The sequence below is a fragment of the Streptomyces sp. NPDC046870 genome (genome assembly GCF_040704595.1).
Lineage (GTDB): Bacteria > Actinomycetota > Actinomycetes > Streptomycetales > Streptomycetaceae > Streptomyces > Streptomyces argyrophylli.
Genome location: NZ_JBEYXM010000003.1, coordinates 245,413 through 259,509, shown reverse-complemented (window position 1 = coordinate 259,509; position 14,097 = coordinate 245,413). Strand labels below are relative to the sequence as shown.

The following is a 14,097-nucleotide window of genomic DNA, read 5'->3' as shown; positions in this document are numbered from 1 at the left end:
CGGAGGTTCCGCCATGGCGACAGCACAGATGGTGCGGGACGTGATGACCGCCCCGCCGGTCGAGGTGAGCCCGCAGACCTACGTCGCCGACGTCGCCCGCCGCATGCGGGACGAGGACATCGGCGCGGTCCTGGTGACGGAGGAGGGCCACCCGCGTGGCCTGGTGACGGACCGGGACCTCACCGTGCGGATCCTGGCGGAGGGCGGCGACGTCAGCGGTGTGCACGTCGAGGACGCGTGCAGCACCGACCTGACCACGGTCACCCCGGACGACCCCGTCGACCGCGCGGTCGGCCTCATGCGGGAGAAGGCCGTACGCCGCCTGCCGGTGGTCGATCCCGAACGGGACCGCGTGGTCGGCATCGTCTCCCTGGGCGACCTCGCCGTCGAGCGCGACACCGACTCCGCGCTGAGCGAGATCAGCGCGTCCGAACCCAACAGGTAGGCCGGCCGGCGTTCCCGTCCCCGTCCACCGACGCGCACCCCGTCCACCGGCCGGTGGACGGGGGGGCGCGTACCGACGGCGCGCCACGGCGCCCGTGGGGAGGAAGTCTGTCGCGGCGGGGACAGATCTCCTGGGCCGCCGGAGTTAGGGTTGTCGCACGACGCGGAGCGTATCGAAACGCCTCGGAGCACGGGTGCCACACAGGCCCGCGCCTCTCGCCGCGTCCCGAGACGAAGGTGCCATGCCCGCTGAGAACGCCGCCGCCGGCAACCTGGACGACGACGACTACCCCGCCTACACGATGGGGCGGGCCGCCGACGTCCTCGGCACCACTCCCGCCTTCCTGCGGGCCATCGGCGAGGCCGAGCTGATCACCCCGCTGCGTTCGGAGGGCGGCCACCGCCGGTACTCGCGCCGCCAGCTGCGCGTCGCCGCCCGCGCCCGGGAGCTGGTGGACCAGGGCACGCCCATCGAGGCCGCGTGCCGCATCGTCTCCCTGGAGGACCAGCTCGACGACGCCCTCCGCGTGAACCAGGACATGCGCCGGCGGATCGACCAACGGCGTGCGGATATCTAGAGCCGCCGCTGCAGAAATCCCGGCCACGACGGCGTCAGAATACCTGGACGACCGCGAAAACACGTGGGGCTTCCGGCCGGCCTGTGTTAGCGTGATAGCAGTTGCAGTTTTGGTTGCCAGAGATTTTTTTCTTTGCAGAGCTTTCCGGATTCTTCCGGAGGGGTGATCATCGCGGCGACTCGGCTCCGTAAAGTGCGGAGTCCGGCATTGCCCCCGAGGGAGATTCAATATGGCATCTGGCACCGTGAAGTGGTTCAACGCGGAAAAGGGCTTCGGCTTCATCGAGCAGGACGGCGGCGGCGCCGACGTGTTCGCGCACTACTCGAACATCGCCACCTCCGGCTTCCGCGAGCTTCAGGAAGGCCAGAAGGTTACCTTCGACGTCACGCAGGGCCAGAAGGGCCCGCAGGCCGAGAACATCGTTCCCGCCTGACGCTGACGCGCTGCATGGTGCTGGGGCCCGCGCTCTCGAGCTGCGGGCCCCAGCCCATTGTTTTCCCGGCTCCGGCCGGATTTTCGCATTTCCGTCGGCTCATTCTTGTGAATCCACGCGCGGTTCGTTCACCGCTGAGCGGAATTCCTCGATACGCCGCATCGAGGAAGGTTCCCTCATGAACCGCACCCGTCGCACCGGCGGCGACCCTGGCCGCTTCCGCGCGGACCGGACGTCCACCCGGACGGCCGGCGGCACGCGCGGCGGCCGTTCCCGTGCGCAGGAGCAGGGCCGGCAGGGCCCCCGTCCGGGCACCGGACGCAGGAGCGGCGCGGGCGCCCGCTCCGGCACCCGCCGGCAGGAGTTCGCCCTGCCGGTCACCCTCACCGAACCGCTGCCCGCGGTCGAGACGTTCGCCGAACTCGACATGCCCGCACGGCTGCTGGCCGCACTCGGCGCCGAAGGCGTCACCACGCCCTTCCCGATCCAGGCGGCCACGCTGCCGAACGCGCTGGCCGGCCGGGACGTCCTGGGCCGCGGGCGCACGGGCTCGGGCAAGACGCTCGCCTTCGGCCTGCCGCTGCTGGCCCGTCTGGACGGGCAGCGGGCCCAGCCCCGGCAGCCGCTCGCGCTCGTCCTCGTGCCCACCCGGGAACTGGCCCAGCAGGTCACCGACGCCCTCACCCCGTACGCCCGCGCCCTGCGGCTGCGGCTCGCCACCGTGGTGGGCGGCATGTCGATCGGCCGTCAGGCGAGCGCGCTGCGCGGCGGCGCCGAGGTCGTCGTCGCCACGCCCGGCCGGCTGAAGGACCTCATCGAGCGGGGCGACTGCCGGCTGGACCAGGTCGCCGTCACCGTCCTGGACGAGGCCGACCAGATGGCCGACATGGGCTTCATGCCGCAGGTGACGGCCCTGCTCGACCAGGTCGCCGACGGCGGCCAGCGGCTGCTGTTCTCGGCCACCCTGGACCGCAACATCGACCTGCTGGTACGGCGCTACCTCCACGATCCCGTCGTGCACTCGGTCGACCCGTCCGCGGGAGCCGTCAGCACCATGGAGCACCACCTGCTGCACGTGCACGACGACGACAAGCACACCGCCGCGACCGAGATCGCCGCCCGGGACGGACGGGTGATCATGTTCCTGGACACCAAGCACGCGGTGGACCGGATGGCCAGGCACCTGCTGTCCGTAGGGGTGCGCGCCTCGGCCCTGCACGGCGGCAAGTCGCAGCCGCAGCGCAACCGCACGCTCGCCCAGTTCAAGGACGGCCACGTGACGGTCCTGGTGGCGACCAACGTCGCCGCCCGCGGCATCCACGTCGACGGCCTCGACCTGGTCGTCAACGTCGACCCGCCCGGGGACCACAAGGACTACCTGCACCGGGGCGGCCGTACCGCCCGGGCCGGCGAGTCCGGCACGGTCGTCACCCTCGTCCTGCCGCACCAGCGGCGTGCGATGGACCGCCTGATGGCCGACGCCGGCATCACCGCGCGTACCGTCCGGGTCCGCCCCGGCGAGGCCGAACTGCACCGCATCACCGGCGCCCGCACCCCCTCCGGCGTGCCCGTCACGGTCACCGCGCCGGCCGCCGAACGGAGCGAGCGCCCCGCGTCCGCCCCGCGCGGCCGCCGGGGACGCGGGGCCGGCCGGGGAGCGGCCACCCGCACCCGTCGCTCCGCCCCGAGGAACAACTCCTAGTCCAGGTACCGGGATTCGCCCTCCGCGTCCGGGGCGAGCCTACGGTCGATCCCTCCGCTGTCCCTCCCCCGATCCTGTGGAGTCCGCCATGCGCTGTGTCATCGCCCGTTTCCCCTTCGACCTGACCAAGAGCGAGGTCGAGCAGTCGATGAACGGGGTCTCGCCCGAACCGGTCACCGGTGTCTCGGTGAGCATCGGCCGCCGCGTCTACCCCGTCATGCAGGTCGGCGAGGTGATCACCAAGCAGGACCGCCGCGACTTCACGTCGGGCGAGATGCGCCGGGCCCTGACCCGGCTCGGGTTCACCTGCCACGACGCGCCCCCGGCCGCGCCGGCCGCGCCCGCCCCGGCCCCGCGCGCCGACGAGGACGCCTGGCGCTGGTGAGCTCCCGGTGACCACGCGTCCCGGTTCACGGGTGTGAGCGGCGTGGGACGTGGCACCCGGAGACGGAGCGGGCCGGACCTGCGCACCGCGTCCCGTGCGGCACACGGTTCGGCCACGAGCCGGGCGCCGTGCCGGGGCGCCACGGCCCGCGCCGCCCGGTTGTCGCCGCGAACCGCCGACGACAACCGGTGTGGCGTGTGCGGCGGACGCCGGGAAACGGCGTCCCGGGCCGGACGCCGGGCTCAGGCCGGTGCGTTCGCCGGTGCCACCGCGTCCGCCCGCTCCCGCACCACGCGCCGCCGCGGGGCCGGGACGAGCAGCGGGTTGGCGACGCCCCAGGCCGCGCCCTTGCAGACCAGTTCCTTGTAGACGGCGGCGATCCGGCCGGTCAGGGCCGCCCGCACCGCGCGGTCGTCGGCGGTGACGTACTGGATCAGACCTTCCTTGCGGCCCAGCGAGATGCACTGGTTGAAGTAGCGCACCGCCACCTTCGGGAGCTTGCCGCCGGTCAGGCGCGCCGCGATGGCGTCGGCGGCCTGCCAGGCGCTGGGGACGCCCGAGGCGCACGACATCCGCAGCGGCTTGTCGCCGGGGCCCATCGCCAGGGCCGCGTCGCCGACGGCGTACACGTCGGGGTGCGAGACCGAGCGCATGGACCGGTCGACGACGATCTGGCCGGTCCCGGTGACCTCGAGGCCGGTGGCCCGCGCGATCGGGTGGACGGCGAAGCCGGTGGTCCACACGGTGACCGCGGCCGGGACCGTGGCGCCGTCGGCGGTGGTGACGTGGTCGGCCGCCACGGCCGTGACGTCGGTGTGCTCGCGCACCGTGACGCCGAGCCCGGCGAAGACCTTGCGCACGTGGGCGCGGCCCTTCGCGGAGAGCCAGTCGCCGAGTCCGCCACGGGCGACGAGGGCGACGTCGAGGTCCGGGCGGGCCTCGGCGATCTCGGCCGCCGCCTCCAGACCGGTGAGGCCGCCGCCGACCACGACCACCGGCTGCCCGGCCGTCAGGCCGGCCAGCCGCTCCCGCAGCCGCAGCGCTCCGGCACGGCCCGTGATCTCGTGGGCGTGTTCCGCCGCGCCGGGGACGCCCTGGTCGTCCCAGCCGCTGCCCAGGGCGTACACGAGGGTGTCGTACTCCAGTTCCCCGGCGCCGTCCGCGTCGGTCACGGCGACCGTCCTGCGGTCGACGTCGACGCCGGTGACCCGCGCGAGCCTCAGCCGCACACCGGTGCCCGCGAACATCTCGCTGAACGGCCGGGGCCTGAGGTCCTGGCCGGTGGCGAGCTGGTGCAGCCGGACGCGCTCCACGAAGTCGGGTTCGGCGTTGACGAGGGTGATGGAGACGTCTTCGGGGCGCAGCCGCCTGGCGAGGCGCCCGGCGGTGATGGCTCCGGTGTATCCGGCTCCGAGGACGACGATGCGGTGCTGCATTTCCTGGCTCCTGTCTTGAGCGGATTCGCCCCTTGAACCGGGCGGCCCGCCGTTTCCTGACAGGAACCGGGTGTGAAGCACGTCACATGATGGTCGGCGGGCGTGGAGCCCCGGATCAGAAGGGGCGGAGCAGGGGTTCGCCGTGGTCGGTGGCCGCCCAGTGCCGGGTCGCGCGTTCGAGCTTGTCGGGGTTGGCCTGGCCGCGGAACGCGCGGATGCCGTCGGCGGTGACCTCCAGGCAGATGACGCCGATGACCCGGCCGTCGAGGACCGCCACGACGGCCGGCTCGCCGTTGGCGGTGGTGGCGTAGATGCCGGGCGAGCCGCCGACCAGATTGCGCTTGGCCTTGCCGGGCTTGAACAGGCCCCGCATGAACGTGGCGACCGCGAGCGCGCCCTCGAACGGCTTCGTGCGGGCCGGGACCTTGCCGCCGCCGTCGCCGACCGAGACGGCGTCCTGGGTGAGCAGCCGTACCAGCGGCTCGGTCCGGCCGCTGGTGGCGGCGGCCAGGAACTCCTCGACGATCCGCCGGGCGGCGGCCTCGTCGATCTCGATGCGGGCCTTGCCGTCCGCGACGTGCTTCTTGGCCCGGTGCAGGGTCTGCTGGCTCGCGGCCTCGCTGATGTCGAGGATCTCGGCGATCTCCCGGTGCGGGTAGTCGAAGGCCTCCCGCAGCACGTACACCGCCCGCTCGCCCGGGGTCAGGCGCTCCAGCAGGGTGAGGACGGCGTACGACACCGACTCGCGCTGTTCCGCGGTGTCGGCCGGGCCCAGCATCGGGTCCCCGGCGAGCAGCGGCTCGGGCAGCCACTGGCCCACGTAGGTCTCGCGTCGCGCGCGGGCCGAGGTGAGCTGGTTGAGGCAGAGGTTGGTGAGCACCTTGGTCAGCCAGGCCTCGGGGACCTCGACGTGGCCGGCGCCGGCGGCCTGCCAGCGCAGGAACGTCTCCTGCACGGCGTCCTCGGCCTCGCTCGCCGAGCCGAGCAGGCGGTAGGCGATGGCCTCCAGCCGGGGCCGGGCCGCCTCGAACCGCTCCACGTCGCTCACTGTCAGGGCCATGTCCGCGATCCTAGCCGCCGCGGCCCCCGCCGGGCGGGGGCCGCGGGTTCTCCCCGGGAGACCGTCGGTGCGCCCCGGCGCGGCTGGTATGACTGCTGCATGCTGGAAGAAGCCGCTCAGTCAGCGATCGACATGTTCCTCTCCGCGTTCAACGCGCGGGAGGACGGCCAGGTGATCTCCCTGCTGTCCCAGGCCCTCACCCCCGACGTGGTGTTCTGGGGGCCGCTGGGACGCAGCGAGGGAGTGGAGGCGGTCGAACGGTTCGTGCTGGACATCCGTCGCCACCCCGCCGGCGCCGGCACCATGGTCCGCTGTTCGGCGGTGGACATGCCGGGTGAATGGGCCCGCTACCGGTGGGCGTTCACCACACCGGACGGCGGGCCCCGGCTGGCCGGGACGGACGTGGTGCACCTTCGGCCCCGTACGCACCTCATCGACCAGGTGATCGTCTTCGCGGGGGACATCGAGCCCGCCCGCTGACCCCCTTCCCGGCGGGGCCGGGGCGGCGCCGGGTGGGCGCGAGGCCCCGGTTCGTTGGGCCGGTCGGGTGTATCCGTCATCCGAATGGCCGCACGTCGCACGCTCAGGGCCCCGGGCGCGGCCTCGCGTGGCGAGGATGGCGGTGACCGACGTCCTGTCGTGGGCGGACGGCGAGCATCGGGAGACGGACGACTGGTGAGCATCCTCAACGAACCCCAGGGCGGTGGCGCCCCAGCCGAGGACTCGTACGAGAACGAGTTGCCGGTCCGGCGCAAGCAGCCCGGCAATGTCGTGGTGAAGTGGCTGACCACCACCGACCACAAGACGATCGGCACCCTCTATCTGTCGACGTCGTTCGGATTCTTCCTGGCCGGCGGGCTGATGGCGCTGATCATCCGCGCCGAACTCGCCCGCCCCGGACTTCAGATCGTCTCGAACGAGCAGTACAACCAGCTCTTCACGATGCACGGCACCGTGATGCTCCTGATGTTCGCCACCCCGCTGTTCGCCGGCTTCACCAACTGGATCATGCCGCTCCAGATCGGCGCGCCCGACGTGGCCTTCCCCCGGCTGAACATGTTCGCCTACTGGCTGTACCTGTTCGGCTCGCTCATCGCGATGGCCGGTTTCGTCACCCCGAACGGCGCGGCCGACTTCGGCTGGTTCGCCTACACGCCCCTGTCCGACGCGATGCGCAGCCCCGGGGTCGGCGGGAACATGTGGATCCTCGGTCTGGCGTTCTCGGGCTTCGGCACCATCCTCGGTGCCGTCAACTTCATCACCACGATCACCGCGATGCGCGCGCCCGGCATGACCATGTTCCGCCTGCCGATCTTCACCTGGAACGTGCTGCTGACCAGTGTCCTGGTCCTGTTCGCCTTCCCGGTGCTGGCCGCCGCCCTGTTCGCGCTGGCGGCCGACCGCATCTTCGGCGCCCATGTGTACGACGCGGCCAACGGCGGCCCGATCCTGTGGCAGCACCTCTTCTGGTTCTTCGGCCATCCGGAGGTGTACATCATCGCGCTGCCGTTCTTCGGCATCGTCACCGAGGTCATCCCGGTGTTCTCCCGCAAGCCGATCTTCGGCTACATGGGCCTCGTCGCCGCGACCATCGCCATCGCCGGCCTGTCGGTCACGGTGTGGGCGCACCACATGTTCCCCACCGGCGCCGTGCTGCTGCCGTTCTTCTCCTTCATGACGTTCCTGATCGCCGTGCCGACCGGGGTGAAGTTCTTCAACTGGATCGGCACGATGTGGAAGGGCTCGTTGTCCTTCGAGACGCCGATGCTCTGGGTGACCGGCTTCCTCGTGACGTTCCTCTTCGGCGGTCTGACCGGTGTCATCCTGGCCTCCCCGCCCATGGACTTCCACGTGACGGACAGCTACTTCGTGGTGGCCCACTTCCACTACGTCGTCTTCGGCACGGTGGTCTTCGCGATGTTCGCCGGCTTCCACTTCTGGTGGCCCAAGTTCACCGGCAAGATGCTCGACGAGCGCCTGGGCAAGATCTGCTTCTGGACCCTGTTCACCGGCTTCCACGGCACCTTCCTGATCCAGCACTGGCTGGGCGCCGAGGGCATGCCGCGCCGCTACGCCGACTACCTGGCCGCCGACGGCTTCACCGCGCTGAACACGGTGTCGACCATCAGCTCCTTCCTGCTCGGCCTGTCGATCCTGCCGTTCCTCTACAACGTCTGGAAGACGGCCAAGTACGGCAAGCCGGTCGGCGTGGACGACCCGTGGGGCTACGGCCGTTCGCTGGAGTGGGCGACCTCCTGCCCGCCGCCCCGGCACAACTTCCTCACCCTGCCGCGGATCCGCAGCGAATCCCCGGCGTTCGACCTGCACCACCCGGACATCGCGATGCGGGAGCAGGAGGGCCACAGCACCGCGCTCACGAGCGACGGGGGCCGCGCGTGAGCGGTCTGCCCCAGCAGGGGACCGGAGTGGACGGCGACCTGGGCAACGAGGTCGAGGGTTACCTGCTGTGGCAGGCCAGGGTCGCGGAGGCGGAGCAGCGCGCCCGGGAGTTCGCCGGCTCCCTGGACTGGCTGACGACGGCGCAGCGCGAGGAGGTCGAGCGGCGGTACGCCGCCGACAGCCTGCTGCGGGCCCGGGCCGACCTCGAACGCATCGCGGCCCGGTGCGTGTCGCTGCGGGCCGAGTACGAGCAGCGGTACGCCGAACTACGGCGGCGCTGCGTGGGCGTGGCGCTCGCGGTGTGCGCCGGCGTCACCACCCTGGCCGCCCTGCTGCGGGCCCTCTGAGCCCGCGCCGGCCGGTTTGCCGGGGCACCCGCGGGTCACTCGGGACCGGTGGTGTCCAGGGGGGACGTGAGGCGACCGGGAGGCAGCCGATGAGCGCGGTGACCGTGGCCCGGGCCCAGGGCCTGTTCAATCTCGTCGGCGGTGGCTGGCCCCTGCTGCACCTGCGCAGCTTCGAGTGGGTCTTCGGGCCGAAGACCGACGTCTGGCTCCAGCGGACGACGGCGGGGCTGCTCGCCACGACCGGCTGGAGCCTGCTGCGCACCGGTCCGGCCCCGGAATCGCTCGGCCAGGCGCGCCGGGCGGGCATCGGGTCCGCCGTGACCCTGCTGGCCGTCGACCTCGTCTACGTGCCCCTCGGCCGGATCCGCCCCACCTACCTGCTCGACGCGGCGATGCAGGCGGGCTGGCTGGCGGCCTGGTGGCGGTGCGGGAGGCCGCGGTGCGCGGACCCCGGCGGGAAGCGGCGGGGCGGTGCCCGGTCCACGCCGCGCTCCCGGTGACGCGGTGCCGCGGTGACGGGTGACGCGTTGCCCGGCCGGCGGACGCGGACGCGTTTCGACGGGTGGATCGTCGGGACCGGGACGGCGTCCGGCACCCGGGTGGTGCTGGGCCACTGGGGCCGGTCGCCGTTCGGGCGGTTCAGCGACGTCATGGTCGAGCGGGCGGACGGGCACCGGCTGCTGCTGGCGCCCTCCCGGCGGACCGCCGACTTCATCGCCGCCACCTACTCCTTCGACGACGTGCGGGTCACGCCCGTCACCGTACGCGTCTCGGGCCGGCACTGGGAGATCACGGCCGGCCCGCTGGACCTGCGCCTCACCACCGGCCCGCGCGGCGCCATGGGCCGGCTGCTGCGCGCCGTGCCCGCGCCGCTCGCCGCCCGGCCGGCCTGGACGGTGCTGACGTACCCGCCCGCCCGGCTGCTGCTCGGCGTGCGCACCCGGGGCAGCGCGGGCGGCGGGCGGCGCGAGTGGTACGGCGCCCTGGACCTGCTCCCGGTCGTGTCGGCCACCACGGTGTACGACGGCCGGGACCAGGGCCCGCTCGCGCCGGTCGCGCCCCCCGTGCGGTTCGGGTTCGGTTCCACGCCCCGCGCGCCCAGCGCCGTACGGGTGGTCACGACCGTGGCGCCGCGCCGGTCCTGGGGGCCGCGCCGTGGGCCAGCCACTCGGACCAGCTGAGGTTCCAGTCGCCGTAGCCGTTGCCGGCCTCGACGGTGTCCTTGGAGCCGGTGACGCGGATGACGTCGCCGGGGATGACCCGGCGGTAGAAGCGCTCGGCGGTGCCGTCGGTGGCGAGGCCGACGCAGCCGTGGGTGACGTTGGACCGGCCGGCGTAGGTGTCGGCGTTCGGGTTCTGGTGGACGTAGGTGCCGGACGTGGTGACGTGCACGGCCCAGGCGTAGTAGCCGTGGTAGGCGTCGCCGAGGCCGACGGTCCGGGAGTCCATGTAGACCCGGGGCTGCTTGTCCATCACCACCATGGTCCCGTTCCAGGTGTCCAGGCCGGGCCGGCCGGCGGTGACGGGGATGCGGGTGGTGGGCCTGCCGTCCTCCGTGACGGTCATCGTGTGGGCGCGCACGTCGACGGTCGCGGTCAGGGCGCGGCCGATGCGGAAGTGCCGTACGGCGTGGCTGCCGACGCGCAGGGTGACGCGGGTGCCGGGCTTCCAGTAGGCGGGCGGGCGGTAGTCGACGCGCTGTCCTTCGAGCAGGTTGCGGTCCTTGACCCAGCTCCAGGCGCCGGTGACGGCGGGCTCGGTGCCGACGGTGAGCCAGTGCTCGACGGCCGCCCGCCGGTCCCGCGGGACCGGCTCCGGGAACGTGACGGATACCGGCATGCCGATGCCGACGGTGGCGCCCTCGCCGACGTTGACCCGGGCCCGGGCGAGCACGGCCGGCTCGGGGACGGCGGGCGCGGTCCGGCTGGGCGCGGCGGTGGGCCGGTGCGCGGCCGGGGCGGCCGGGCCGGTGGTGGCGGAGGTGGCGGCCGACGAGGTGGTGGCCGCGCAGCCGGTGGCGGCGAGGACGAGCGCGCAGGCGGCGGCGAGGGCGCCGAGGGCGGTGCGCGGGCGGCGGTGCGCGCGCAGAGCGGTGGAGCGGCCGGCCGGATGGCCGTGGGCACGGCCCGTCGCGTCGTGTGTGGACACGGAATTCCCCCCTGGAACGTGTGCTGACACGGCCTGTACGCACGACGAGGGGGCCGGGTTGCATCGGGTCCGCGGAATTCTCCCGGCTCCGCGGCGCCGGGCCGGACGCCCCGCGCGGCGCCGTAGGATCGGCCTTCCCACGAGGGGGACACGGGGACGACGGGGACACGGGGGGCCGATGACGGAGGAGGAGTTCGACGCGTTCTACGCGGCCGCGTTCCCCCGGCTGGTGGGGCAGTTGTACGCCTTCACCGGCGACCACGCCGAGGCCCAGGACGTGGTGCAGGAGGCCTTCGTCCGGGCCTGGGACCGGCGCGCGTCCTTCGACGCGGCCGAGGCGCCGGAGGCGTGGATCCGCACGGTCGCCACCCGGCTGGCGGTGAGCCGCTTCCGGCGGGCCCGGCGCTGGCTGGAACTCGTCCGCAAGGACGCGCCGCCGGCGCAGACCCCGGGCCCCGGTCCGGAACACGTCGCCCTGGTCGCCGCCCTGCGCCGGCTGCCCCCCGCCCAGCGGCTGGCCGTGGTCCTGTACCACGTGTGCGACCTGAGCGTGGACCGGATCGCCGCGGAGACCGGCTCGCCCGCCGGGACGGTCAAGGCCCGGCTGGCCCGTGGCCGCGCCGCGCTCGCCCGCCACCTGTCGCCCGAGGAGGCCGAGACCATGACCGGGACGAAGGAGGCCACGCATGCCTCATGATCCGTCGGGCCCGGCCGGGCCCGGGGAAGTCGCCGACCGGCTCACGCGGGCGCTCGGCGAGGTGGCCGCCCAGGGCAGGCGCTCCGCTTCGGTCCCGGGAGCGGCCGTGCGCGGCCGGGCCGTGCGGCGCCGCCGTACCCGCCGGGCCGGACTGGCCGCGGCCGGGCTGGTCGTCGCGGGCGCGGCCGTCCTCGCCGGTACGACGCTGCTGGACGGCGCCGACCGGCCCGCGCCGCCGCCCGCCGCGACCGCCTCCACGCACGCCCCGGCGCCGCCGCCGGCCCCCGAGGACGGCACCGTCCGCGAGATCAGGATCGACCTGACGGCCCTCGAACTCCGCGCGGGCGGACGGACGTTCCCCCTGTCCGCGCCCGGCATGAACCGGCCGTTCCGCGACGACGCCGTCGCCCGGGTCACCGAGCGCCTCCGGCACGCGCGGTTCAGCTCCTCGCCGACGGGTGAGGTGGAGCGGCACGACTGGGTGCTGGCCTTCCTCGGCCCACGGCAGCAGCAGCACTACCTCTACGGCACCGACGGCACGGCCGACGTGCCCGGCCGCCGCCCCTCCACCCTGGGCCTGATCGCCCTGCGCTCCGCCGACGCCCGCTGGCTGTACGAGCACACGGCCGTCGGCACGAAGGTCACGATCACGGGCAGCGGCACGTGACGCCCCTGCTCCCCCGGCTGCCTACTCCTCGTCGCTGGTCCGTACGGGTGACGCCCTGCCCGGCTCCGGCAGCCGGGCCAGCTCGGACCGCAGGAGCAGTACGTCGCCGATGAACAGGTCGTACACCACGATCCCGATCACGCCGCCCACCAGCGGACCGACGATCGGGATCCACCAGTACGCGCTGAACGAGCCCGACACGCTCCCCGGGAACGCCAGGCTGCCCCAGCCCGCCGCGTAGGTGAGCAGGCGCGGCCCGAAGTCACGGGCCGGGTTGATGGCGTAGCCGGCGTTCGCGCCGTAGGACATGCCGATCGCGGCGACGACGAAGCCCACGACCAGCGGGGCGAGATTGGCCTTCACGGCCTGGTTGCGCAGGTCGAGCACGGCCGCGATCAGCATGAGCAGGAAGGCCGTGCCGACGATCTGGTCGATGAGCGGCCCCCAGATGCCGCCGTGGAAGTAAGGGGCCGGGAACGTGGCGAAGATCGAGAACGTGGCATTGGTGTGCCCGTTCACCTTCGGTCCCGTCACGGTGCTGTCGTAGGCGTCGATCGCGTTGTGGTAGACGAGGTAGACCAGCGCGGCACCGGTGAGGGCGCCGACGACCTGCGCGAACCAGTACGGCAGCACCTTGGCCCAGGGGAAGCCGCGCCGCACGGCCATGGCCAGGGTCACCGCCGGGTTGATGTGGGCGCCGCTGACGCCGCCGGCCACGTAGACGCCGAAGACGACGGCCAGCGCCCAGCCCCAGGTGATCAGCAGCCAGTCACCGGCCGCGAGGAAGATCGTGGTGGGGGTGGCGGCCCGGCCCGAACCGGGCAGCGCCGCGACCGCCATCGCGCCCACACCGCAGCCGAAGGCGATGAGGACGAAGGTCCCGAGGAACTCCGCCAGGCACTCACCGAGCAGCCCGCCCCGGCTTCTGAGCCGTGACGTCTTGACGAGCGGAGGAATGTCGACAGCCATGGAGGCCCCCTTGTGAAGAGACCGAAGCGGCCAATAGCCCCATATTGGCCCACAACGTCACTCCGCGCAGGGTGACCGCTTCCGGCCGGTCAGCGGCCGCTCAGCCGTCGAGGTCGTCGGCGTAGTGCCGGAACCCGTGCCGCTCCCGGTGCAGGCTCCACAGCCTCTCCGCGAGCACGCCCGGGTCCTTGCGCTCGTGACCTGCCGTGATGGCCCCCGGAATGACCAGCTGGGCGACATGGATGCCCTCGCCCGCCAGCCGGTCGTGCAGCAGGTGCCCGTACGCGCTCTCCGCCGCGAAGGCGATCGAGGTGCCGGCCCGCTCGGGATGCGGTACGGCGGCGCTGCCGCCGTTGACGAACAGGATCGTCCCGCGCCCCAGCCGCCGCATGCCCGGCAGCACCTGCTGCACGGCGGCCACCGGCCCGTACACGGAGAACTCGATCGGCCCCACCAGGTCCCGGTGCCGGGTCTCCAGCACGGGCCGCATGAAGTCGCGGTGGGGCACCGGGCTGTACTGGAGCACCTCCACGGTCCCGAGGGCGTCGGCCAGTTCGCCCAGCGCCGCGGCCAGCCCCTCCGGCCGGCGTACGTCGGCGGCGAACCCGCGGGCGGTGACGCCCTCGGCCGCCAGTGCGTCGGCGATCGCGTCCAGCCGTCCCTTGTCCCGGGCGACGAGCCCGACGGCGAACCCCTCGCGCCCGAACCGCCGTGCGACGGCGGTCCCCAGTCCCGGCCCGGCTCCCACGATGGCGACACTGCTCATACCGGTCATCCGTACCGCGCACCCGGCCTCCTCACACCGCCCGCGGCCGGGGACCGGGGCGGGCG

General features: G+C 73.4%; 17 protein-coding genes. 12 read left to right on the top strand and 5 right to left on the bottom strand.

Annotation, left to right across the window (positions count from 1 at the left end; genetic code table 11):
• Nucleotides 1-13 precede the first annotated feature (13 nt).
• The 5 genes from AB0946_RS09735 to AB0946_RS09715 all read left to right on the top strand — a co-directional run bounded on the left by AB0946_RS09735 (nucleotide 14) and on the right by AB0946_RS09715 (nucleotide 3,542).
• A complete protein-coding gene (locus AB0946_RS09735; RefSeq protein ID WP_366760034.1) occupies nucleotides 14-445 on the top strand; it encodes a CBS domain-containing protein in 432 nt (143 codons plus the stop codon).
• A gap of 241 nt (nucleotides 446-686) precedes the next feature.
• The gene (locus AB0946_RS09730) at nucleotides 687-1,022 is read left to right on the top strand and encodes a MerR family transcriptional regulator (RefSeq protein ID WP_366760033.1); all 336 of its coding nucleotides are present in this window, start codon (nucleotides 687-689) and stop codon (nucleotides 1,020-1,022) included.
• A 229-nt stretch (nucleotides 1,023-1,251) separates the two neighbouring features.
• Complete coding sequence (locus AB0946_RS09725) at nucleotides 1,252-1,455, top strand: cold-shock protein (RefSeq protein ID WP_007383480.1); 204 nt, start codon at nucleotides 1,252-1,254, stop codon at nucleotides 1,453-1,455.
• A gap of 178 nt (nucleotides 1,456-1,633) precedes the next feature.
• Nucleotides 1,634-3,157, top strand: a complete 1,524-nt coding sequence (locus AB0946_RS09720) for a DEAD/DEAH box helicase (RefSeq protein WP_366760032.1) — start codon at nucleotides 1,634-1,636, stop codon at nucleotides 3,155-3,157.
• Nucleotides 3,158-3,245: 88 nt separating this feature from the next.
• Nucleotides 3,246-3,542 carry an SCO5918 family protein gene (locus tag AB0946_RS09715; RefSeq protein ID WP_225808596.1) on the top strand — a complete coding sequence of 99 codons (297 nt, stop codon included), beginning with the start codon at nucleotides 3,246-3,248 and terminating at the stop codon, nucleotides 3,540-3,542.
• 242 nt (nucleotides 3,543-3,784) lie between these two features.
• Here AB0946_RS09715 and AB0946_RS09710 read toward each other — a convergent pair whose 3' ends face one another.
• Together AB0946_RS09710 and sigJ are read right to left on the bottom strand one after the other, a co-directional pair.
• Entirely contained in the window at nucleotides 3,785-4,978 is a 1,194-nt protein-coding gene (locus AB0946_RS09710; RefSeq protein ID WP_366760031.1) for an FAD-dependent oxidoreductase, read from the bottom strand.
• Between the two features lie 115 nt (nucleotides 4,979-5,093).
• Entirely contained in the window at nucleotides 5,094-6,038 is a 945-nt protein-coding gene (gene sigJ / locus AB0946_RS09705; RefSeq protein WP_366760030.1) for an RNA polymerase sigma factor SigJ, read from the bottom strand.
• 99 nt (nucleotides 6,039-6,137) lie between these two features.
• On the opposite strand from sigJ, the gene AB0946_RS09700 reads away from it, so the two are divergent.
• The 5 genes from AB0946_RS09700 (at nucleotide 6,138) to AB0946_RS09680 (ending at nucleotide 9,966) form a co-directional block, all read left to right on the top strand.
• Complete coding sequence (locus tag AB0946_RS09700) at nucleotides 6,138-6,518, top strand: nuclear transport factor 2 family protein (RefSeq protein WP_366760029.1); 381 nt, start codon at nucleotides 6,138-6,140, stop codon at nucleotides 6,516-6,518.
• Between the two features lie 195 nt (nucleotides 6,519-6,713).
• The gene (gene ctaD, locus AB0946_RS09695; protein ID WP_366760028.1) at nucleotides 6,714-8,438 is read left to right on the top strand and encodes a cytochrome c oxidase subunit I; all 1,725 of its coding nucleotides are present in this window, start codon (nucleotides 6,714-6,716) and stop codon (nucleotides 8,436-8,438) included.
• Between the two features lie 26 nt (nucleotides 8,439-8,464).
• The gene (locus AB0946_RS09690) at nucleotides 8,465-8,785 is read left to right on the top strand and encodes a cytochrome C oxidase subunit I (RefSeq protein WP_366760281.1); all 321 of its coding nucleotides are present in this window, start codon (nucleotides 8,465-8,467) and stop codon (nucleotides 8,783-8,785) included.
• Between the two features lie 89 nt (nucleotides 8,786-8,874).
• A complete protein-coding gene (locus AB0946_RS09685; RefSeq protein WP_366760027.1) occupies nucleotides 8,875-9,285 on the top strand; it encodes a hypothetical protein in 411 nt (136 codons plus the stop codon).
• Between the two features lie 12 nt (nucleotides 9,286-9,297).
• Entirely contained in the window at nucleotides 9,298-9,966 is a 669-nt protein-coding gene (locus AB0946_RS09680; protein ID WP_366760026.1) for a hypothetical protein, read from the top strand.
• On the opposite strand, the gene AB0946_RS09675 is transcribed toward AB0946_RS09680, so the two are convergent.
• Nucleotides 9,902-10,933, bottom strand: coding sequence for a L,D-transpeptidase (locus tag AB0946_RS09675; protein WP_366760025.1), 1,032 nt, complete (start codon nucleotides 10,931-10,933; stop codon nucleotides 9,902-9,904). The genes AB0946_RS09680 and AB0946_RS09675 overlap by 65 nt on opposite strands.
• A 178-nt stretch (nucleotides 10,934-11,111) precedes the next feature.
• Here AB0946_RS09675 and AB0946_RS09670 point away from each other — a divergent pair, with 178 nt between their 5' ends.
• Both AB0946_RS09670 and AB0946_RS09665 read left to right on the top strand, forming a co-directional pair.
• Nucleotides 11,112-11,630 (top strand): SigE family RNA polymerase sigma factor, encoded by a 519-nt coding sequence (locus tag AB0946_RS09670; RefSeq protein ID WP_366760024.1) that lies wholly within the window; start codon nucleotides 11,112-11,114, stop codon nucleotides 11,628-11,630.
• Complete coding sequence (locus AB0946_RS09665; RefSeq protein WP_366760023.1) at nucleotides 11,620-12,297, top strand: L,D-transpeptidase; 678 nt, start codon at nucleotides 11,620-11,622, stop codon at nucleotides 12,295-12,297. The genes AB0946_RS09670 and AB0946_RS09665 overlap by 11 nt, the downstream gene beginning before the upstream one ends.
• Before the next feature lie 21 nt (nucleotides 12,298-12,318).
• Here the strand turns inward: AB0946_RS09665 and AB0946_RS09660 are convergent, their stop codons facing one another.
• Nucleotides 12,319-13,266 (bottom strand): MIP/aquaporin family protein, encoded by a 948-nt coding sequence (locus tag AB0946_RS09660; RefSeq protein ID WP_366760022.1) that lies wholly within the window; start codon nucleotides 13,264-13,266, stop codon nucleotides 12,319-12,321.
• Nucleotides 13,267-13,366: 100 nt separating this feature from the next.
• The gene (locus AB0946_RS09655) at nucleotides 13,367-14,032 is read right to left on the bottom strand and encodes an SDR family NAD(P)-dependent oxidoreductase (RefSeq protein ID WP_366760021.1); all 666 of its coding nucleotides are present in this window, start codon (nucleotides 14,030-14,032) and stop codon (nucleotides 13,367-13,369) included.
• Nucleotides 14,033-14,097: the final 65 nt, after the last annotated feature.